The following is a 19,317-nucleotide window of genomic DNA, read 5'->3' as shown; positions in this document are numbered from 1 at the left end:
CCCGCCGGCCCCGCCGACAGATATCCGGTCTGTAGCCGTCGCGGAAATGCCCGGTTTGCCCGGGAATTGCGAACTTGTCGGTGGCCTCGGGCAGTATCGCCGCCATGACCGCTTCGATGCTCGTCGCGCTCGTCCTGGTATTCGCCGCAGGCTTCGGTCTGGGCTGGTTGGGGCATTCCGCCCGTGGTGGGCAACGCGCCGCCACCGCGGAGGCCAGACTCGCCGCGGCCGGTGACAATCAACGATTGCTGGAGCGGTCGCTGCACTCGGCCAACGAGGATGCCGCGCGCCGACATTCGGCCGCGATCGGCGCGATGGTCGATCCGCTCCGCGACGCGGTCGGAGCCTTGGAACAGCAGATCAGGCAGGTCGAGCACCACCGGATCGACGCGTACTCGGGGTTGCGCGAGCAGGTCGCGGGCATGCAACGCACCTCGCATCGGCTCTCGGATCAAACCGGCCAGCTGGTCGCCGCGCTGCGGGCGCCGCAGGTGCGCGGACGATGGGGCGAGATCCAACTGGAACGCGTGGTGGAACTCGCGGGTATGACCCGGCACTGTGATTTCGACACCCAGGTGTCGCGGCCGGGCGGCGACGATCGCGGCGTGGTCCGCCCCGACATGGTGGTGCGGCTGGCCGGCGGCAGGCACATCGTCGTCGACGCGAAGGTGCCGTTCTCGGCGTACCTGGACGCGGCCACCACCGACGATCCCAGCGCACGCACCCAATTACTGGCCCGCCACGCCAAGCACCTGCGCGCCCACGTCGACCAATTGGCCGACAAGGCGTATTGGGCGGCGTTCGACCCCGCACCGGAATTCGTGGTGCTGTTCGTGCCGGGCGACCCGTTCCTGGACGCCGCGCTCACCACCGACGCCGACCTCTTGGAGTACGCGTTCGGGCGGAACGTGATTCTGGCAACCCCCACTACCTTGATCGCGCTGCTGCGCACGGTGGCGTTCAGTTGGCGCCAGGAAGCGCTGTCCCGCGACATGGCAACGGTGCAGCAACTGGGCAAGGAGCTCTACACCCGGCTGGGCAAGGTCTCCGAACATCTGGACAATCTGGGCGTGAATCTCGGTAAGGCCGTAGCTGCTTTCAACGCGACGGTGGGTTCGGTGGAGTCGCGGGTGATGGTCACCGCGCGCCGGATGCACGATCTCGGGATCGCCGATTCCGAGCTCCCGGCAATCCGGCTGACCGAGGCCCGGCCGCGTGTGGTGGCATTGGCGGACGCTGAGGATCGCCTCTGAGATCCTCGTGCCGTGGCGCCCACGGGGGCGATGTGCAGTTAGTGTCATAGTGTGGCTGCTTCCCAACGTGCGCGACCCCGGGTGCCCGCGCCGCAACGTTCGATCGTGCCCTCGGTACCCGGCATCCCCGCCTGGGCCGCGATTCTGCTCGCCGTGGGTGTGACGAGCGTCGGGTTCCTGATCGACGCGTTCGGTGGTGAGACCCTGCCGACCGGCACGTTCTCGGCGCTGTATGTGCTCGGCTGTGTGCTCGCCGTCTGCGCGGTGCGCTTTCGTGGCCTGTTCTCGACCATGGTGATGCCGCCGCTGCTGTTGTTCGTCGCGGTGCCGGTGGCCTGCCAGATGTTGGGCGGTCGCGCCACCTTCTCGATCAAAGAAGTGCTGATCAATCTGATCATCCCGCTGGTGGAGCGCTTCCCGACGATGGCGCTGGCGACCGTGCTGGTCCTGGCGATCGGTGGAGCCAGGATCGCGATCGCCAAGCGCACGCCCCAGACGGCCCGTCCGGGTGCATCGGAGCGTCGCGCCAAACCCAAGACCGAACGTCAGCCGACCAAGCGCCGTCGCCCCGAACCGACCCCCGACCTCGCCACCGCCGCCCGCAAGCGCCCGCGCCGCGGCACGGCCGTCCTCGACGAGCCCGACACCGAGGTCGACATGGCGAGCCCGGCTCGCCGCCCCGCCCGGCCCGCCGACCCGAAACGGGCACCCGCAGCAGGCCGCCCCCGCGAGCCCCGCGCCGCACGCGGTGAACCCCGCCCGGCCCGCGCCGCCGCAGCCCCCCGCGAACCCGAACCGGCCCGCATCCCCCGCCGCCGCAGCGAAGCACCGCCCCACCCCCAGCCCAACGTCCGCTACCGCGACCGCGCCGACTCAGCCCGAACAGAACGCCGCCGCCCGGACAACGTCTAGACAAGAAAATCCCCGCCACTAAAGGCGGGGATTTTTTGCGAACTGATCCAGCACGAACATGGGTAAATCACCGGGTACGGCCTCGACCGGCCCGACGCCGAAGCTTGCCGCGTCGCCAACTCTCCAGGCACCTGAATCTGGCTGAAGTTCGCGGAGAGGCGGATGAGCAGCTCACCGGGTACGGGCCAACCCATCCACAATCGCCGTCTGGCCGCCAACGCAAGCCTCCCCGCGCCCAAGCCTGGCTCGAGGAGGCGGAGAGGCGGAACAGCTCAGCTCTAGGCGGAGGCGTCTCGACGCGCGGGGCGCAGTTCGCGCGGCAGCGAGAACACCAAAGTCTCGTTGGCCGTCGTCACCGGCTGAACCTCGCCGAACCCGTGCTCGGCGAGCAGATCCAGCACCCCGGTCACCAGGATCTCCGGAACCGAAGCGCCGGAAGTGATGCCGATCGTCTGCACACCCTCGAGCCAGGCGAGATCCACCTCACGGGCGTAATCGACCAGATACGAGGCCTTCGCACCGGCACCGAGGGCCACCTCGACCAGCCGCACCGAGTTCGACGAGTTGCGCGAACCCACCACGATCACCAGATCGCACTCCGGCGCCATCGCCTTCACCGCGGTCTGACGGTTGGAGGTGGCGTAGCAGATGTCGTCGCTGGGCGGGTCCTGCAGCGTCGGGAAGCGTTCGCGCAGTCGCTCGACCGTCTGCATGGTCTCGTCCACCGAGAGCGTGGTCTGCGACAGCCAGATCACCTTCGACGGATCGCGCACGACCACGTTGTCCACCGAGTCGGGCCCGTCGACCAGCTGCACGTGTTCCGGTGCCTCGCCGGCGGTGCCTTCGACTTCCTCGTGGCCTTCGTGGCCGATCAGCAGGATGTCGTAGTCGTCGCGGGCGAAACGCTTGGCTTCCTGGTGCACCTTGGTGACCAGCGGGCAGGTGGCGTCGATGGTGCGCAGGTTCCGTTCGGCGGCCGTCTCGTGCACGATCGGGGCGACACCGTGCGCGGAGAACACGACCAGCGCGCCTTCTGGCACCTCGTCGGTCTCGTCGACGAAGATCACGCCCTGCTCACGTAGCGTTTCCACGACGTGGCGGTTGTGCACGATCTCCTTGCGCACATAGATCGGGGCGCCGTGTTTCTCGAGAGCCTTCTCCACGGTTTCGACAGCACGGTCGACGCCTGCGCAGTAGCCGCGCGGCTCGGCCAGCAGCACGCGCTTGCCACCGGCAGCATTCGCGCCCGCGGAGCGCGTGATACCGACGTTCAAGGGGATTGCCGAGGTCATATCCCACAGCTTACGTGCGCGCGACGGGCCCGATCAGGTCGGATCAAGGGGCGAAAGTCACACAACAGGGGCCTGGACCTTTGCATCACACCCGGTTTGGGGCAGGCTGGGGGCATGTTTCGACCTCCGTTCCTGGCCAGGGTGGCCGCCGGCGCCGCCGTCTATGCCTTAGAAGAGACCCGGCGACTGCCTGTCGCCGCGGTCAATTTCCCGATCACCGCGCTCAGTCGCGTGCTGCAGACCACGATGCACGTGCAGCAGTTCGTCACCAGTCTCGCGCTCAAGGGTGACGGTGTGTTCGAACGGCTGGGTTCGGCCCCGGCCGAGCAGCCCGAGTGGGCCACCTTCGACGAGGACATCGAGCCCGCACCGGCCACCAACGGCCACACCAGCAGCTTCGACCTGTTCGAAGAGCCCGCGCAGACCAACGGCAAGGTCGTGCCCGTGCCGCTGCTGCTGCTCGAGACCGAGGAAGAGGTCATCGAGCCCGCCGCGGAGTCTGCCGTCGAGGAGGTCGTCGCGCCCGAGGTCGCGATCCGCTACGACTACCCCGCGATGACGCTGGCCCAGCTGCGCGCCCGCCTGCGCATGCTGACCATCGAGGAGCTGGGTCAGCTCCTGGAGTTCGAACAGCAGACGCGCGCCCGCGCCCCCTTCGTCACGATGCTGACCAACCGCATCGCCACCGTGCAGGCGAAGTAAGAGACCTCATCCCAGGCGGCCGTGTCCTTCGAGGACGCGGCCGCCTTTTGGTTGTGTCGGTGGCCCCGCGTAGAACTGTCGGTATGACTCAGGACGACGTCGCGGCCGCCAATTCGGCGGAGCAGCCGTACCCGGTGCGTTCGGTCGCGGTGAAGGTCGCCCAGTGGATCGAACGGCTCGGCAGTATCTGGGTGGAGGGGCAGGTCACCCAGATCAACGCGCGTCCCGGCACCCGCACAGCGTTTCTGGTGCTGCGCGACGCCTCGGTGGACATGTCGCTGTCATTGACCTGCGATCCCGAGCTGTTGCGCAAGCTGCGGGTGCCGTTGACCGAGGGCAGCCGGGTGGTCGTCTACGGCAAGCTGCACTTCTTCACTGGCCGCGGCACGGTGTCGTTGCGGGTCACCGAGATTCGCGCGGTCGGCATCGGCGAGTTGCTGGCGCGGATCGAACGTTTGAAAGCCCTGTTGACGGCCGAGGGGTTGTTCGATGCCCGACTCAAGCGTCCGTTGCCGTTTCTGCCAGGAACGATCGGGCTGATCACCGGGCGAGCGAGTGCGGCCGAACGTGATGTCTTGTCGGTAGCCCAGAAGCGTTGGCCCGCAGTACGTTTCGTCATCCGAAACACGGCAGTTCAAGGTCCGACTGCGGTGCCGCAGATGCTCGAAGCCCTGGCCGAACTGGATCGCGACGCCGATGTCGAGGTGATCGTGCTGGCGCGTGGCGGCGGCAGCGTCGAGGATCTGCTGGCCTTCTCCGACGAAGCCCTGTGTCGCGCGGTCGCCGCCGCCCGCACCCCGGTCGTCAGCGCCATCGGCCACGAACCCGACAACCCGCTGCTCGACCTGGTCGCCGACCTGCGCGCGGCCACCCCCACCGACGCCGCCAAACGCATCGTCCCCGACGCCGCCGCCGAACTGGCCGGTGTCCGCGAGATGCGCGCCCGGTCCGCCGCCGCCCTGCGCGGCTGGGTCCAGCGCGAAACACACACCCTTACCCAATTGCGTTCCCGCCCGGTCCTTTCCGACCCCCTGCGCGAACTGACCCACCGCCACGACGAGCTGGAACGCTTACGCACCGCAGCGCAGCGCAATATCGAACAGCACCTGCGCAGCGAGTCGACGACCACCCTGCACCTGCGCGAGAAGCTCACCGCGGTGGGTCCGGCCGCCACGCTGGCCCGTGGCTACGCTGTCGTGCAGCGCGTGGCCGGTCCCGAACGACACGTCGTCCGTTCGATCGAGGACTCTCCCGCAGGCAGCCAGCTACGCATCAGGGTCGCCGACGGTGCCGTCACCGCCGCCGCACTCGGCGCCCAACGACTGACCCCCGAATCCACCGACGAGAAGAGGAAGTGACCGTGGCCGACGCCGGTTCCGACAACACCGACACCCTGGCCGAGATCGCGGCCTTCGGCTACGAGCGCGCCCGAGACGAGCTCATCAACGTGGTGAAGATGCTCGAACAGGGCGGCCTCGACCTCGACGACTCGCTGGTCCTGTGGGAACGCGGCGAAGCACTGGCCAACCGCTGCGAACAACACCTCGCCGGCGCCCGCCGCCGCGTGGAGGACGCACTCTCCCGCGCCGATCTCGACACCGCCGAATAGGGACCGGCGACGAGGTCATCCGCGCCCGAGGTGGGCCGACGCGTCCGGCCACGTCCCGACAGCAGGCTCCCCGAACCGCGTAACCGCGAGGAAATACTGGTCGGGCACGCTGTTCTCCGGTCGATCTGCTGATGGATCGCCATCCGTGCGGCGCACGGAAGAGCCCGAGACGGAGTGCGGCCGATGTCACCTACCGATTCGCTGACGAACCTGCGCGACGACCTGGGATCCATCGCCTTCTCCACCGATACCCGCAAGCTGCGCACCAAGAGCCGTGACCGGTTCGCCGAGAGTCCGGTTCTGCGCGATCTGCTCCGCGGTCGCAACGCCGAGATCTTCATCGCCCCACGCGACAAAGACGAGCTGCGCACTGCCGTAGCCGCGTGCGCGCGCCACCGCATCCCGATCACCGTGCGTGGCGCGGGGTCGGGGCAGTTCGGTCAGGGTGTGCCGCTGCGCGGTGGCGCGGTCATCGACGTCACCGCGCTCAGCGGCGTCCTCGGCTGGCACGGTGAGCCCGGCAGACGCCTGCCGACCACGGTGCGCGCGCTCACCGGCACCGTCGTCGCCGATATCGATGCCGCGATCCGCCCGTCCGGCTGGGAGCTGCGGATGCACCCGTCGACCGCGCGGCAAGCCACCGTCGGCGGTTACATCGCGGGCGGGCACGCGGGCATCGGTAGTTGTCGCTGGGGCATCCTGCGCGATACCGGCAACATCACCGCGCTGGAGGTGATGGCGGTCGAAGAGCACCCGCGACTGATCGAGCTGCGCGGGCGCGATGTGAACACCGTGCACCACGCTTACGGCGCGAACGGCATCATCACCGAGGTCGAACTGCCGGTGGCCCCGGCCTGGGAATGGCACGAGCTGGTCGTCTCGTTCCCGGAATTCGAGCAGGCGGCGCGCTTCTCGGTCGACATCGGCAGCAGCGACGGCATCCTGACGAAAGTCGTGTCACCGCACGCACATCCACTCCCCCAGTACTTCCCCGAGCTGGCCGGACTGATCCCCGACGGCGAGTCGATGGTGCTGCTGATGGCGGCGGTCCAGTCGGTGCCGAATGTGGAAGACCTGGTGCACGCCAACGGCGGCCGAATCCGCTACCGCTGTCTCGAAGGCAAGGGCACTTACGGCGCGCCCCTGTACGAGTTCACCTGGGGACATTCGATGCTGCGCTACCAGCGCCACAACGACAAGCTCACTGGCCTGATGGCGCTGTTCCCGCAGCAGAACCTGTACGAGACGATCGTCGGCGTCCACCGCGATTTCGCCGAGCTCGGCCCGTTGCACGTGGAGATGAAGCGGATCGACGGCGGCCTGTCCTGCCAGGGTTCACCGGTGTTCGAATTCGTGTGCAAAGAGCAGCTGGCCGAGGTGACCGAGCGGTTGCAACGGGCGGGACTGTTCATCGCGAACTCCCACACCCCGGTCCTCGGCGCGGGCGGCATGAAGCCGTGGGGCCCGAAAGAGATCGCCGCCAAACGCGAATTCGACCCCTACGGCCTGCTGGCCCAGGGCAAGTCCGACGACACCGAGGACACCATCAACGCCTCGACCGCGCTCCCCAACAACGGGTGGTCCTACCGGCTCAGCACCTGAGCTCGACTGGTGTGCGCAGCCCGCGATTCCGAAGGCTGCCCAGCGTCGGGGCTTACTTGGCCAGCGGTTGGGCGTTGATGATCGCCGTGGCCAACGTGGTGAACGCGGCTTCGTTGCCCGCACCCGTGATCAGGATCCGCACCCCGCCGAGGTCGGCGATCCACCCGGTTTCCTCGGTCGGCTCGGCGTAGACCACCCACTTCTGGCCCGCCACGTCCGTCGTCCCGGTCGGATACCGCGACTTCAGCACGTGCCGCGACAGCGCCTCCTCGGACGCATTGCTCTGCGTATACCGCATGTAGGTACCCTGCGGTGTGATGTAGCCGACGGTGCTCACATCGCCCCCACCGGCGGCGGCGATGGTGTCGCGGCTACCCGAGTTCGACACCCAACCCTGCGGCAATGCGGGCTGGCGGATCGGGAACGACAGCGTCTTCGCGTCGGACTTCAGGGCGGCAGTGGCGTCGAAATGCGGGATCTGACCCTGGGTGGGGCCGTTCGTCGCCACCGAGCACTGGCTCGCGGCACCCGCGAGCACGACCGCGGCCAGCACCAACGGGATCAACGACCAGAACAGATCGCGGTAGTCGTTGAAAATGCGGTGCTTCTTCTGGGACACGGCTATCAGTATCCACTCGAGCCGTGACCAGGCCGCTCAGGGGTCGTCGCAGGAGGTCGTGCACGGGCGTGCCGTTTCGGAATGCGACAATGCACCCGTATCACCAACGCCAAGGAGGCACTCCGCAATGACGCCCACCTCGCCCGTTCCCAGCCGCCGCGAGGCACCCGATCGCAACCTCGCACTCGAGCTGGTCCGCGTCACCGAGGCAGGCGCGATGGCGAGTGGCCGTTGGGTCGGCCGTGGCGACAAGGAAGGTGGCGACGGCGCGGCGGTCGACGCCATGCGTCAGCTCGTCAGCTCGGTGTCGATGAAGGGCATCGTCGTCATCGGCGAAGGCGAGAAGGACGAAGCGCCGATGCTCTACAACGGCGAGCTCGTCGGCGACGGCACCGGCCCCGAGGTCGACTTCGCCGTCGACCCGGTCGACGGCACCACCCTGATGTCGAAGGGCTCCCCCGGCGCCATCTCCGTACTGGCGGTCGCCGAGCGCGGTGCCATGTTCGACCCTTCCGCGGTGTTCTACATGCACAAGATCGCCGTCGGCCCCGACGCCGCCGGCTCGATCGACATCACCGCCCCCATCGGCGAGAACATCCGCCGCGTTGCCAAGGCCAAGCGCCTTTCGGTCTCCGACCTGACCGTGTGCATCCTGGACCGTCCCCGCCACGAGGACACCATCCAGCAGGCCCGCGACGCCGGTGCCCGCATCCGCCTCATCTCCGACGGCGACGTCGCCGGTGCCATCGCGGCCGCGCGGCCCGAGTCCGGCGTCGACATCCTGGTCGGCATCGGCGGCACCCCCGAGGGCATCATCGCCGCCGCCGCGCTGCGCTGTCTCGGCGGCGAACTGCAGGGCATGCTCGCCCCCAAGGACGACGAGGAACGCCAGAAGGCGATCGACGCCGGCCACGATCTGGACCGCGTGCTCTCGACCACCGACCTGGTCTCGGGCGACAACGTGTTCTTCTGCGCCACCGGCGTCACCGACGGCGACCTGCTGCGCGGCGTGCGCTACTACGCCGGCGGCGCCTCCACCCAGTCGATCGTGATGCGGTCCAAGTCGGGCACCGTGCGCATGATCGACGCCTACCACCGCCTCACGAAGCTGCGCGAGTACTCCTCGGTCGACTTCGACGGCGACGACAGCGCGAACCCGCCGCTACCGTGATCCGGGGCTGGGCGTCCCTATAGTCGAACTATGGGAACGCCCAGCACCGCCCTGGTCCTAGGCAACGGCGGCATCGTCGGTATCGGCTGGCAGATCGGCATGATCGCGGGTCTGGCCGAGGCCGGGATCGACCTGCGGTCGGCGGATCTGGTGATCGGCACGTCGGCGGGCGCGGTCGTCGGCGCGCAAATCCGCAGCAAGCTGACCATCGACGAGCTCTACGAGAGACAACTGAAGCCACTGTTCGCCGAGATCCCGAACCGGCTCACGGTCGCGCAATTGGCCACCTGGGGGCTGGTCGGGCGGACCGCGCGCAACGAGACCAGCGCCGCGCGCCGGATCGCGAAGGCCTCGCGCGGCAAGTCCACCGTCGACCCGGTGCTCCGACTGGCCGCGGTGTCCTCGCGACTGCCCGAACGCACCTGGCCGAAGCGGCCGCTGTGGATCACCGCGGTCGATGCCGACACCGGGAAACTGAAGGTCTTCGACAGCGACAGCCACGTGACACTCGCCGAGGCGGTCAACGCGAGCTGCGCGATCCCGTTCGCCTGGCCCGCCGCATCGGTACACGGCCACACCTACCTCGACGGCGGGGTTCGTTCGCCGTTGAATCTGGATCTGGCGAAGGGCTACGACCGCATCGTCGGGCTCGCGTCCAACATTCTCACCCCGCGCCGCAGCGGCCGGATCGCCAGCCAGCTCGCGCATCTCGGCTCGGCGAAGGTCACGGTGATCACTCCGAACGGGACCTGCCGCAAGGCCATCGGACCCAACGAGCTGGACCCGGTGCGCGTCGACGATGCCGCGCGCGCCGGACGCGCGCAGGCCGAGCACTATGCCAGCGAGGTGCGCGCGGTGTGGCCCACCGACTGAGTATTCCTGCCACGGATGTGGGATTTCGCGCTGGTGTGTGGCCACCATTCGCGGCGTTGTAGTCCTAGGGTCGAACTATGGCTGACGACGACGGGCAGTACCGGATCGAACACGACACCATGGGGGAAGTTCGCGTCCCCGTCGACGCCCTGTGGCGGGCGCAGACACAGCGGGCCGTCGAGAACTTCCCGATCAGCGGACGAGGACTCGAGCGAGCCCAGATCCGGGCGCTCGGGCTGCTGAAAGCCGCTTGCGCGCAGGTCAACAAGGATCTGGGCCTGCTCGATCCGGTGAAGGCCGACGCGATCATCGCCGCGGCGAACGAGATCGCCAATGGCGAGCACGACGACCAATTTCCCATCGACGTGTTCCAGACCGGTTCGGGAACCAGCTCGAACATGAACGCCAACGAGGTGATCGCCTCGATCGCCGCCCGCAACGGCGTGACCGTGCACCCCAATGACGACGTGAACATGTCGCAGTCGTCCAACGACACCTTCCCCACCGCGACGCACCTGGCCGCCACCGAGGCCGTGATCACCGAACTCGTTCCAGCCCTTGATCATCTGCGCCTGGCCCTGCTCGACAAGTCACAACAGTGGCGAACCGTCGTGAAGTCGGGCCGCACCCACCTGATGGACGCGGTGCCGGTGACCCTCGGCCAGGAGTTCGGCGGCTACACCCGTCAGATCGCCGCGGGCATCGAGCGCGCCTTGGCAACCCTGCCGCGCCTCGGTGAACTGCCGATCGGCGGTACCGCGGTCGGCACCGGCATGAACGCGCCCGCCGGATTCGGCACCAAAGTCGTCGCGGAACTGGTGCGTACCACGGGAATCGACGCACTGCGCGAAGCACACGACCACTTCGAAGCCCAGGCCGCGCGCGACGGCCTCGTCGAGGCTTCGGGTGCGCTGCGCACGATCGCGGTGAGCCTGACCAAGATCGCCAACGACATCCGCTGGATGGGTTCGGGCCCGCTGACCGGGCTCGGCGAATTGCAGCTGCCGGACCTGCAGCCGGGTAGCTCGATCATGCCCGGCAAGGTCAATCCTGTTCTGCCAGAAGCGGTTACGCAGGTAGCGGTGCAGGTGGTCGGCAACGACGCGGCGATCGCGTTCGGCGGAGCGAGTGGCGCGTTCGAGCTCAATGTCTACATCCCCGTGATGGCGCGCAACCTGCTCGAGTCGATTCGCCTGCTGGCCAACGTTTCTCGGCTGTTCGCCGACAAGTGCGTCAGCGGGCTGGTCGCCAACGAAGATCACCTGCGCACCCTCGCCGAGTCGTCGCCGTCGATCGTCACCCCGCTCAACTCGGCCATCGGTTACGAGGAAGCGGCCGCCGTCGCCAAACAGGCTCTGCGCGAAAAGAAGACGATCCGCCAGACCGTCATCGATCGCGGGCTCGTCCCGGACAAGCTCTCCCTGGAAGAGCTCGACCGCAAGCTCGACGTGCTGGCCATGGCCGACGTCGATCGCTGAAAAACGCCGAACGGCCGCCACCCTCAGGTGACGGCCGTTCGGCGAAGAAACTCAGGCCAGGTGCGCGAGTTCCGCGCGAGCCTTCTCGCCCTCTTCACTGAAATCGGTGCGGGAGAAGATGTTCCAGCGCTGCAGCAGCGGCTTGAACACCAGCTCACCCTCCTTGGCAGGATCGTAGATGCCCGCCTCGGCCAGCGCCTCGTCACTCGATCCACCACCTGGCAGATCCACGTGCGGCACCCGGAAGTCGGCGACCCGGTCGGCGATCGCACGCACGCCCTGATCGGGAACCAGGTCGAGAGCAGCGGCGACGAGCACAGCGAAGAACTCCGCCTGCAGCTCGTCGTCGGCGGCCAGCTTCTCTGCCATCGCGGTGACGGTCGGGTTCTCGCCGATCGCGGCGGTGTTGCGGTGCCGGATCGCGGCTGCGGCCTCTTCGAACGCGCAGGTGGCCAACACGTCGATCAGGTGCATGGGGGGACGGTTGAAACCGTCGGTCATGTGCTGCATGCGGGCCCGCTCGAGCGCGATCGGGTCCACCGCACGCGTGAGCATGAGGTAGTTGCGGATCATGATCTCGTGGCGGTTCTCCTCCGCCGTCCACCGGCCGACCCAGCGCCACCAGGGGCCGGTGCGCAGGTGCTTGCCGAGTTCACGGTGGTAGGACGGCAGATTGTCGGCCACCAGCACGCTCACGGTCAGCGCGAGCCGGGCGGTGTCGCTGAGCTCGGACTGTTCCGGGGTCCAGTCCTCGCCGCCGAGGAAGGCGAAGTTACGCCCGTCCGACCACGGCACCTGCTCGTGCGGCTGCCAGGCGTCGGCCACCTCGATATGGCGACGGAGGTTCAGTTCCACCTCGTCCGCGAGCGAATCCAGCAGCTCGCGGTCGGTCAAAGTTTTCTGCACCCCGACAACCTAGTACTTCCTACGCAAGCGCGGGGACCTACGGGGTGAACCCGTGGTCCCCGCGCTGGGCGGAAGGCAACGCTGAGCTGGTATTACTTCGGGGTCACCGTGGTCTGACCGTTGACCCAGGTGATGGTGCCACCGGTGAAGTCGCTCTGCTTGCCGCCGGTGATGTCCTTCTCGTCGCTGGTCGGGTAGCCCAGCGTGCCGTTGGCGCCGCCGTTCTCCTCCCAGGCCTCGCGGATATCGCCCCACACGATGTGGGCGCCGGAGTCCTTGCTCCAGTACACGGTGCCGCCGGTGAAGTCCTGGTACTCGCCGCCGTTGGGACCGGCTTCCTGGGCTTCCTCCGGTGCGCCGAGCGGGCTGCTCGCGCCGCCTGCCGCCATGTACTTCTTGTACACCTCGCCGGAGACGGTGATGTCACCGTTCGGGGTGGAGATGGTGGTCGACTCGCCTGCCGCCCCACTGGTGGCCGCACCGGAGGTGGTTTCCGAGCCGGAGGTGGTTTCCGAGCCGGGAGTGGTGGTCATCCCGCCCGCGCCGGGTTCGGTGGTGGCGCTGCCACCCGGGGCTCCGACGGCGGAGGTCACCGAGGCGACCGCGTCCTTGGCCTTGTCCGTGTTGTCGTCGCTGCAGCCCGCGGCGAGCAGCAGACCCGCTGCGGCCAGGACCGCGGCGCTTCCGGCGGCAGTACGTCGAGCGAAGTGGTTCATATCCATCCTCTCGCGAGTGGCTCGCGGGGCTCGCACCCTCGCCAGCCTGGCCGACATCCGCAACGGCCCGGCGGAACGTAGTTCGCCGAGCCGTTGCTGGATTGGTGTCGGAGCGGATAATACCCACTGTTTGCGGTAATCAAACGGATTCGGGCCGCGACGCGGCCCGATTGCCGACGATTACGCGTTCGGTCCGTACTCCTCGAGCATCTCGGTCACCAGCGCCGCGATCGGCGAGCGCTCGCTGCGAGTAAGGGTGATGTGCGCGAAAAGCGGGTGCCCCTTGAGCTTTTCGATCACCGCCGCCACACCGTCGTGCCTGCCGACCCGCAGATTGTCGCGCTGGGCGACATCGTGGGTGAGCACCACCCGCGAGCCCGTGCCGAGGCGGCTCAACACCGTGAGCAGCACATTGCGCTCGAGGGATTGCGCCTCGTCGACGATCACGAACGAATCGTGCAGCGACCGGCCACGAATGTGGGTCAGCGGCAACACTTCGAGCATGCCGCGACTGAGCACCTCCTCGAGCACTTCCTTGCTGGCCAGCCCCTCCAGAGTGTCGAAGACGGCCTGTGCCCACGGGCCCATCTTCTCGCTCTCCGAACCCGGCAGATAGCCCAGTTCCTGCCCGCCGACCGCGTAGAGCGGCCGGAACACGACCACCTTGCGCTGAGTCCGCCGCTCCAGCACCGCTTCCAGCCCGGCGGTCAACGCCAGCGCCGACTTTCCGGTGCCTGCGCGCCCACCCATCGACACGATCCCGATGCTCTCGTCGAGCAACAGATCGAGCGCGATGCGCTGTTCGGCCGAACGCCCGTGCAGACCGAAGGCCTCCCGCTCCCGAACCAGCTGGATCCGCTTGTCGGCGGTGACCCGGCCCAGTGCGCTCGAGCTGCTGCCCAGCAACCGAACACCGGTGTGGCAGGGCAACTCTCGCGCTTCGTCGAGGTCGATCACCGCATCGGTGTAGAGCTGGTCGATCTGCGCGCCCGCGACGTCGAGTTCCACCATCCCGCTCCAGCCGGAGGTCACCACGTCCTGCGCGTGGTACTCGTCGGCCGCCAATCCGACCGCGCTCGCCTTGACGCGCAGCGGGATGTCCTTGGACACCAGCACCACGTCTTCGCCCTCGGCCGAGAAGTTCAGCGCGCAGGCCAGGATGCGGGAATCGTTGGTGTCGGAACGGAATCCGGCGGGCAGCACCGACGAATCGGTGTGGTTGAGCTCCACCTGCAGGGTGCCGCCCTCGGTGCCGATGGGCAGCGCCTGGTCGAGCCTGCCGTGCTGAACCCGCAGGTCATCGAGCATGCGCAGTGCCTCACGGGCGAACCACCCGAGCTCGTGGTGGTGCCGTTTCGCCTCCAGCTCACTGATCACGACCAGGGGTAGGACCACACTGTGTTCCCCGAACCGGGTGACGGCCCAGGGATCCGACAGGAGTACGGAGGTGTCGACGATAAAAGTCTTGCGACCGGAACGTGAGGGGCGAGCCCCTTTCTTCTGGGCCGAGGCCGGGGCCGTGTGCTTCGCGGAAGCGGAAACGGAGCGTGCAGCAGTCACGGGGGGCTCCTTATGTGTTCGCACGGCACCCGCGCGAACGATCTCGCTGGACCGGTCCGTCCTTGTGGGCAGTTTGGATCAACCGCCCCGAGGGCCAGGTGCCGGCCCTCTCGCACTGAGTAGCTCAGTCACGGTCAGGACCTCCCGTACGAATCACACCGACGCGACTCGCATTTACGACGCTACCGCCGAATTCGCGACGGCGCTGCTGGACCGGCGCACGTGTCCGTGAATTTGTCGTTAACCACCACTGTCGTGGCGGATCCGGCGTGTGTGCGCCGCCGAGCGCTACAGTCGATGCCATGGCCGATGATCTGGAGAACCTGTCGTCGAAGGAACTGCACGACCGCGCGGTGAAGACGGCCGTGCGCCACGGCGACGTGAAGTTCCTGTGGGAACTGCTGAAGTCGATTCCGGCGGCCCAGGCCGAGGCGGGCGACCTCGGCGAGAGCTCGGCCGACATCAAATACGTGGTGCCGATGATCGACGACTACATCCACGCGGGCGACGGCAAGCTGGCCGACGTGCTGCGCCCCACCTACCTGGCTTACTTACGCAAGCACGAGTAGTCAGCGCCCGGTGATCGCCTTCACCACGCCGACGACGGCGCCGCGCGCGACATTGCCCTTGCTGAAGTGGTCGTCCCACAGCACGATTCGGCCGTCGCGCAGTTCGAAGGTGCCGCTCACCCAGAAGCCGATCCGCACCGGCCCGACGTGCAGGTAATCGGTGCGGTCGGTGAGCACGATGTCACCGTCTGCGGCGATGTGGTGTATGTCCGCGGAGAACCCGAGCTTCGGCCGATCCAAGCCGCGCAACACGGTGGCGACCCGGTTCTTGCCGCGCAGGGTCGGCAGCGAGGTGTTCTTCCAGACGATCGCGGGATCGAGGAGGTCGAGCGCCTCGTCGACCACGCCGAGTTCGAGCGCGCCGAAGAACTCACGGACGATGGTGACGGCGGGCTCCGGCAGCTGATCGGTCATGGGATGAGCCTAGGGTGCCGATCGCGGCGGGACCAGGGGTCCGTTCAGTTTCGCTGGTCGATCAGCACGGCGAGTCCGTCCAGGATGCGGTCGACGCCGAAACGCAGGGCGTCGTCCGGGCCGCCTTTCCCGGCGGGCGCGGCGGCTTCCTCGGCGAAGGCCGCGCCGACCGCCGGGTAGCGGCCCGCGGCGGCGGTCATCATCGCAGTGAACTGCTCGGTGAACTGCACTTCGCCCTCGCCGCTCATCGACGCGACCTGCTGGGCCAGATTGCGGGCGTGACCGTTGAGCAGGACGATCGTGTCGAGTTTTTCCGAACCCGTGAGGCCGGTGCCTGCCAACGCGATGAGCGCGGCCTCGGTCCACCCCATCTCATTGGGACCGAAGGGGCGCACGCCGAGGGTGAGCTCGATCGCCCACGGGTGCGCGAGGTAGCGCGCGAAGATCGCCGTACCCCAGTCCCGCAATCCCGAACGCCAATCCTGTTGCACATCTGCGGAATTCGGCGGCTCACCGATTGCCGCGTCGAGCATCAGCGCGGTCAGTTGCTCCTTGCCCGGCACGTACCGGTACAGCGACATCTTGGTGAACCCGAGCCGTTCGGCCAGCCGCTGCATCGAGAGCGCCGCCAGCCCCTCGGCATCGGCGAGCGCGATGGCCTCGGCGACGATCCCGTCGAGGGTGAGCGCGGGTTTGGGCCCGCGCTTGGGGCGCTGCGCGGTCCCCCACAGCAGCTCGACAGTGGTCGGCATCCGCTCATCCTTTCGTCTTGACGCGAAACTGTGTCTACCATACTCTGATCTGCATCCACCGGATACAGATTCCATCGGACACAGATCCCCAGGAGTTCCCCCATGCGTACTGTCCTCATCTCCGGCGCAAGCATCGCCGGGCCCGCCCTCGCCTACTGGCTGCACCGCTACGGCTTCTCCGTCACCGTCGTCGAACGCGCCCCCGCACTTCGAGCAGGCGGTCAGGCGGTGGATTTCAAGGGCAAGACCCACCTGAAAGTGCTCGAGCGAATGGGTATCCTCGACGAAGTCCGCGCCCGTCGCACCGGCACCACCGACATGGCGTTCGTCGACGACAACGGGCGCGAGCTCGGCCTGATGTCGGGTGAGTTCACCGGTGGCGACCTCGAGATCCTGCGCGGCGACCTGGCCGAGATCATGTACGACACAACCGCCGCCACCGTCGAATACCTCTTCGGCGACACCATCACCGACCTGCACGACACCGGCGACAGTGTGGCCGTGCGATTCGAGCACAACCCACCCCGCACCTTCGACCTCGTCCTCGGCGCCGACGGAATCCATTCGCGGGTACGGAAATTGGCGTTCGGCCCCGAAGCCGACTACGTGAAACACCTCGGCTACTACTACTGCGTCGCAGGTGCGAGCGACACGGCCACTCCCCGCGAACGCGCCACCGGCTACGCCCACAACACCCCCGGCAAACTAGCCATCGACGGCGGCCCGAAAGCCCAGCAGATGTACCTGTTCGCCGCCCCCGAGCTCGACTACCCCCGTAACGACCCCGCCGCCCAACGCCGCATCATCACCGAAACCTTCGCCGACATGACCTGGCACGCCCCCCGCATGCTCACCGACCTCGCCGACTTCGACGACATCCACCTCGACTCCATCAGCCAGGTCCGTATGAACGGCACCTACACCCGAGGCCGCACCGCCCTCATCGGCGACGCCGCCTACGGAAACACCCTGGCAGGCTTCGGAACCGGCCTCGCGATCGTCGGCGCCTACGTCCTGGCAGGCGAACTAGCTTGCGCCACAGGCGATCACGCCCAAGCATTCGCTAACTACGACCGAATCATGAAGCGCTACGCCAAAATAGCGGGCAACAGCAACGCAGGCCCCTTCCTCGCCCCGAAAACCGCCCGCGGCATCAAGGCCCGCAACTGGTTCCTCGGCTCCCGCCTCTTCACCCTCATGCTGAAATACGGCGACAAAGCCGCCAACGACATCGACCTCCTCGACTACCCAACCCTGCTCGAATCCACGCCGCAGGTGAACTGAGCTCTATCCACAACCCCGAAGTTATCCACAGAACCCCGAGGGGATAGACGGCAGCGAGCTCGCGAACTATTGATGTCGGTGGCTTGTGTCACACTCATCGATGATGAGCCGCCACACCACCTTCCGGTACTGCCTCGACCCCACAGTCGAGCAGTCCATCGTGCTCAAACGGCATGCCGGGGCAGCGCGGTTCGCGTTCAACCAAAGCCTGGCTTTCGTGAAAGCCGCGCTCACCACCCGCAAAAGCTGCCCCGACCACCGGGTGCCGTGGACCGGGTTCGACCTGATCAACACGTTCAACACCTGGAAGAAAACCGAAGCCGCAGGCCGAGTCTTCGCAGTCAGCACCAATGGGGACACCGAAGTGCAGGTCACCGGATTGGACTGGCGAACCCAGGTATGCCAGCAGGTTTTCGAGGAAGCCGCCGTCGACTGCGGTCGCTCTCTTACCGCGTTCTCGGACTCACGGACCGGTAAACGCGCGGGCAGACCAGTCAGATTCCCTCGCTTCAAGAAAAAGGACAAATCGGTTCCCTCTTTTCGGCTCCGCAACAGAATCGCGAAAACCGGCCGGGCGGGGATCCGAGTCGGTGACACCGAGTCCGCGCGGTCGGTGACGTTGCCCGGGATCGGTGCGATCAGGGTCCGTGAGGACACCCGCCGGTTGCGCCGCATGCTCGCCAAGGACCGGGCGAAAATCCTCCACACCACCGTGACCTTCCGTGCCTGTCAGTGGTGGATCAGCCTGACAGTCGAAGCCTCCGACCTGCACCCCAACCACCACCACCGACCACGTCAACCCGACGACGCCGACAGGTGGGTGGGGATCGATCGCGGATTGAGCGTCTTTGCGGTCGCCGCGACCAGCGACGGAACCGAGGTCGCCCGTATCGATACCATGCCGCGACCGTTGACTACCCGGCTGGCCGGGCAACGCCGTCTGGCGAAGTCGGTGTCACGCAAACAGAAAGGTTCACGCAACCGTCAGCGCGCAGTCGCCAAGTTGGGCCGTCATCATCACCGAATCGCCAACATTCGCCGCCATTTCGCGCATCAGGTCGCCAACCAGCTGGTCAAAACCCACGACCGGCTCGTGATCGAAGAGCTGAATGTGACAGGGATGCTCGGTAACCGCCGTTTGGCTCGTGCGATCAGCGATGCCGGATGGGCCGACTTCGCTCGCCTTTTGGTCTACAAACAGGGTTGGCGTGGTGGCACGGTGACTGTCGCGGATCGTTGGTATCCGTCGAGTAAACGGTGCTCGGCCTGCGGGGCAATCAACGCCGACTTGTCGTTGGCGGATCGAGTGTTCTTCTGTGGATGTGGTTTTCGTGTAGACCGTGACCGCAACGCGGCGATCAATCTTGCGCTGTGGCCGACAATGCAGCAGGACTTTTCACGATCCCCGGACCCCCGAGCAGGAGGCCGGGTTACAAATGTCCGCCGACGGGAAGGCGCTGACCGACACCCTGCGGGTGTCGGTGAAACCGTCCCGGTTGACGCGGGAACCGAAGTTCACGCCACACTTGTGGCGTGAACCGACGACGCCCGAGAAGGGCGGTATCTGAAACCACTTGGTTTTCAGACACGCTGTAAGAGGAGGTT

At 67.2% G+C, this 19,317-nt stretch carries 19 protein-coding genes; 12 read left to right on the top strand and 7 right to left on the bottom strand.

Translation table 11 applies throughout. The annotated features are described in order from the left end of the window. The first annotated feature begins 104 nt into the window (after positions 1-104). Together ACFW6D_RS08355 and ACFW6D_RS08350 are read left to right on the top strand one after the other, a co-directional pair. On the top strand, positions 105-1,253 hold the full coding sequence (locus ACFW6D_RS08355; protein ID WP_379326059.1) for a DNA recombination protein RmuC: 1,149 nt from the start codon (positions 105-107) through the stop codon (positions 1,251-1,253). 51 nt (positions 1,254-1,304) lie between these two features. Then, positions 1,305-2,165: a DUF6542 domain-containing protein gene (locus ACFW6D_RS08350; RefSeq protein WP_379326057.1), complete on the top strand. Its 861-nt coding sequence runs from the start codon at positions 1,305-1,307 to the stop codon at positions 2,163-2,165. A gap of 278 nt (positions 2,166-2,443) precedes the next feature. Here ACFW6D_RS08350 and ACFW6D_RS08345 read toward each other — a convergent pair whose 3' ends face one another. Next, entirely contained in the window at positions 2,444-3,457 is a 1,014-nt protein-coding gene (locus ACFW6D_RS08345; RefSeq protein WP_379326055.1) for a 4-hydroxy-3-methylbut-2-enyl diphosphate reductase, read from the bottom strand. A 114-nt stretch (positions 3,458-3,571) separates the two neighbouring features. Between ACFW6D_RS08345 and ACFW6D_RS08340 the strand changes: the two genes are divergently transcribed. From ACFW6D_RS08340 to ACFW6D_RS08325, 4 genes are all read left to right on the top strand, one after another. Then, positions 3,572-4,159: a lipid droplet-associated protein gene (locus tag ACFW6D_RS08340; RefSeq protein WP_379326053.1), complete on the top strand. Its 588-nt coding sequence runs from the start codon at positions 3,572-3,574 to the stop codon at positions 4,157-4,159. 83 nt (positions 4,160-4,242) lie between these two features. Beyond that, complete coding sequence (xseA, locus tag ACFW6D_RS08335) at positions 4,243-5,517, top strand: exodeoxyribonuclease VII large subunit (RefSeq protein WP_379326051.1); 1,275 nt, start codon at positions 4,243-4,245, stop codon at positions 5,515-5,517. A 2-nt stretch (positions 5,518-5,519) separates the two neighbouring features. Continuing rightward, the gene (locus ACFW6D_RS08330; protein WP_379326049.1) at positions 5,520-5,768 is read left to right on the top strand and encodes an exodeoxyribonuclease VII small subunit; all 249 of its coding nucleotides are present in this window, start codon (positions 5,520-5,522) and stop codon (positions 5,766-5,768) included. Between the two features lie 183 nt (positions 5,769-5,951). Further along, positions 5,952-7,370, top strand: a complete 1,419-nt coding sequence (locus ACFW6D_RS08325; protein ID WP_379326047.1) for an FAD-binding oxidoreductase — start codon at positions 5,952-5,954, stop codon at positions 7,368-7,370. Between the two features lie 52 nt (positions 7,371-7,422). Here the strand turns inward: ACFW6D_RS08325 and ACFW6D_RS08320 are convergent, their stop codons facing one another. Beyond that, positions 7,423-7,989, bottom strand: a complete 567-nt coding sequence (locus tag ACFW6D_RS08320; protein WP_379326045.1) for a DUF4245 domain-containing protein — start codon at positions 7,987-7,989, stop codon at positions 7,423-7,425. Between the two features lie 127 nt (positions 7,990-8,116). On the opposite strand from ACFW6D_RS08320, the gene glpX reads away from it, so the two are divergent. The 3 genes from glpX (at position 8,117) to ACFW6D_RS08305 (ending at position 11,511) form a co-directional block, all read left to right on the top strand. Beyond that, positions 8,117-9,160: a class II fructose-bisphosphatase gene (gene glpX / locus ACFW6D_RS08315; protein WP_301903244.1), complete on the top strand. Its 1,044-nt coding sequence runs from the start codon at positions 8,117-8,119 to the stop codon at positions 9,158-9,160. A 30-nt stretch (positions 9,161-9,190) separates the two neighbouring features. Continuing rightward, positions 9,191-10,033 carry a patatin-like phospholipase family protein gene (locus ACFW6D_RS08310; RefSeq protein WP_379326043.1) on the top strand — a complete coding sequence of 281 codons (843 nt, stop codon included), beginning with the start codon at positions 9,191-9,193 and terminating at the stop codon, positions 10,031-10,033. Positions 10,034-10,110: 77 nt separating this feature from the next. Continuing rightward, positions 10,111-11,511: a class II fumarate hydratase gene (locus ACFW6D_RS08305; protein WP_379326042.1), complete on the top strand. Its 1,401-nt coding sequence runs from the start codon at positions 10,111-10,113 to the stop codon at positions 11,509-11,511. Between the two features lie 51 nt (positions 11,512-11,562). Here the strand turns inward: ACFW6D_RS08305 and ACFW6D_RS08300 are convergent, their stop codons facing one another. The 3 genes from ACFW6D_RS08300 to ACFW6D_RS08290 form a co-directional block, all read right to left on the bottom strand. Beyond that, entirely contained in the window at positions 11,563-12,417 is an 855-nt protein-coding gene (locus tag ACFW6D_RS08300; protein ID WP_379326041.1) for an acyl-ACP desaturase, read from the bottom strand. 92 nt (positions 12,418-12,509) lie between these two features. Beyond that, positions 12,510-13,133: an esterase gene (locus ACFW6D_RS08295; protein ID WP_379326040.1), complete on the bottom strand. Its 624-nt coding sequence runs from the start codon at positions 13,131-13,133 to the stop codon at positions 12,510-12,512. A gap of 180 nt (positions 13,134-13,313) precedes the next feature. After that, positions 13,314-14,693: a PhoH family protein gene (locus tag ACFW6D_RS08290; RefSeq protein ID WP_379326039.1), complete on the bottom strand. Its 1,380-nt coding sequence runs from the start codon at positions 14,691-14,693 to the stop codon at positions 13,314-13,316. A gap of 302 nt (positions 14,694-14,995) precedes the next feature. On the opposite strand from ACFW6D_RS08290, the gene ACFW6D_RS08285 reads away from it, so the two are divergent. Next, positions 14,996-15,262, top strand: coding sequence for a hypothetical protein (locus ACFW6D_RS08285; RefSeq protein ID WP_379326038.1), 267 nt, complete (start codon positions 14,996-14,998; stop codon positions 15,260-15,262). Here the strand turns inward: ACFW6D_RS08285 and ACFW6D_RS08280 are convergent, their stop codons facing one another. Together ACFW6D_RS08280 and ACFW6D_RS08275 are read right to left on the bottom strand one after the other, a co-directional pair. Further along, the gene (locus ACFW6D_RS08280) at positions 15,263-15,676 is read right to left on the bottom strand and encodes a limonene-1,2-epoxide hydrolase family protein (RefSeq protein WP_379326036.1); all 414 of its coding nucleotides are present in this window, start codon (positions 15,674-15,676) and stop codon (positions 15,263-15,265) included. Between the two features lie 44 nt (positions 15,677-15,720). Further along, entirely contained in the window at positions 15,721-16,428 is a 708-nt protein-coding gene (locus ACFW6D_RS08275; protein WP_379326034.1) for a TetR/AcrR family transcriptional regulator, read from the bottom strand. A gap of 102 nt (positions 16,429-16,530) precedes the next feature. Here ACFW6D_RS08275 and ACFW6D_RS08270 point away from each other — a divergent pair, with 102 nt between their 5' ends. Together ACFW6D_RS08270 and ACFW6D_RS08265 are read left to right on the top strand one after the other, a co-directional pair. After that, positions 16,531-17,712 (top strand): FAD-dependent monooxygenase, encoded by a 1,182-nt coding sequence (locus tag ACFW6D_RS08270; protein WP_379326032.1) that lies wholly within the window; start codon positions 16,531-16,533, stop codon positions 17,710-17,712. Positions 17,713-17,812: 100 nt separating this feature from the next. Further along, positions 17,813-19,249 carry an RNA-guided endonuclease InsQ/TnpB family protein gene (locus ACFW6D_RS08265; RefSeq protein WP_379326030.1) on the top strand — a complete coding sequence of 479 codons (1,437 nt, stop codon included), beginning with the start codon at positions 17,813-17,815 and terminating at the stop codon, positions 19,247-19,249. Positions 19,250-19,317: the final 68 nt, after the last annotated feature.

This window comes from Nocardia sp. NPDC058705, from assembly GCF_042749305.1.
GTDB lineage: Bacteria > Actinomycetota > Actinomycetes > Mycobacteriales > Mycobacteriaceae > Nocardia.
This window is presented reverse-complemented; position numbering and strand designations above follow the sequence as displayed.

Bases quoted from the DNA above. Each gene is read 5' to 3' on its own strand.
- ACFW6D_RS08270 (WP_379326032.1), top strand. From the start codon at position 16,531: ATGCGTACTGTCCTCATCTCCGGCGCAAGCATCGCCGGGCCCGCCCTC.
- ACFW6D_RS08305 (WP_379326042.1), top strand. From the start codon at position 10,111: ATGGCTGACGACGACGGGCAGTACCGGATCGAACACGACACCATGGGG.
- xseA (WP_379326051.1), top strand. From the start codon at position 4,243: ATGACTCAGGACGACGTCGCGGCCGCCAATTCGGCGGAGCAGCCGTAC.
- ACFW6D_RS08355 (WP_379326059.1), top strand. From the start codon at position 105: ATGACCGCTTCGATGCTCGTCGCGCTCGTCCTGGTATTCGCCGCAGGC.
- ACFW6D_RS08295 (WP_379326040.1), bottom strand. From the start codon at position 13,133: ATGAACCACTTCGCTCGACGTACTGCCGCCGGAAGCGCCGCGGTCCTG.
- ACFW6D_RS08275 (WP_379326034.1), bottom strand. From the start codon at position 16,428: ATGCCGACCACTGTCGAGCTGCTGTGGGGGACCGCGCAGCGCCCCAAG.
- ACFW6D_RS08280 (WP_379326036.1), bottom strand. From the start codon at position 15,676: ATGACCGATCAGCTGCCGGAGCCCGCCGTCACCATCGTCCGTGAGTTC.
- ACFW6D_RS08345 (WP_379326055.1), bottom strand. From the start codon at position 3,457: ATGACCTCGGCAATCCCCTTGAACGTCGGTATCACGCGCTCCGCGGGC.
- ACFW6D_RS08325 (WP_379326047.1), top strand. From the start codon at position 5,952: ATGTCACCTACCGATTCGCTGACGAACCTGCGCGACGACCTGGGATCC.
- ACFW6D_RS08265 (WP_379326030.1), top strand. From the start codon at position 17,813: ATGATGAGCCGCCACACCACCTTCCGGTACTGCCTCGACCCCACAGTC.
- ACFW6D_RS08285 (WP_379326038.1), top strand. From the start codon at position 14,996: ATGGCCGATGATCTGGAGAACCTGTCGTCGAAGGAACTGCACGACCGC.
- glpX (WP_301903244.1), top strand. From the start codon at position 8,117: ATGACGCCCACCTCGCCCGTTCCCAGCCGCCGCGAGGCACCCGATCGC.
- ACFW6D_RS08340 (WP_379326053.1), top strand. From the start codon at position 3,572: ATGTTTCGACCTCCGTTCCTGGCCAGGGTGGCCGCCGGCGCCGCCGTC.
- ACFW6D_RS08310 (WP_379326043.1), top strand. From the start codon at position 9,191: ATGGGAACGCCCAGCACCGCCCTGGTCCTAGGCAACGGCGGCATCGTC.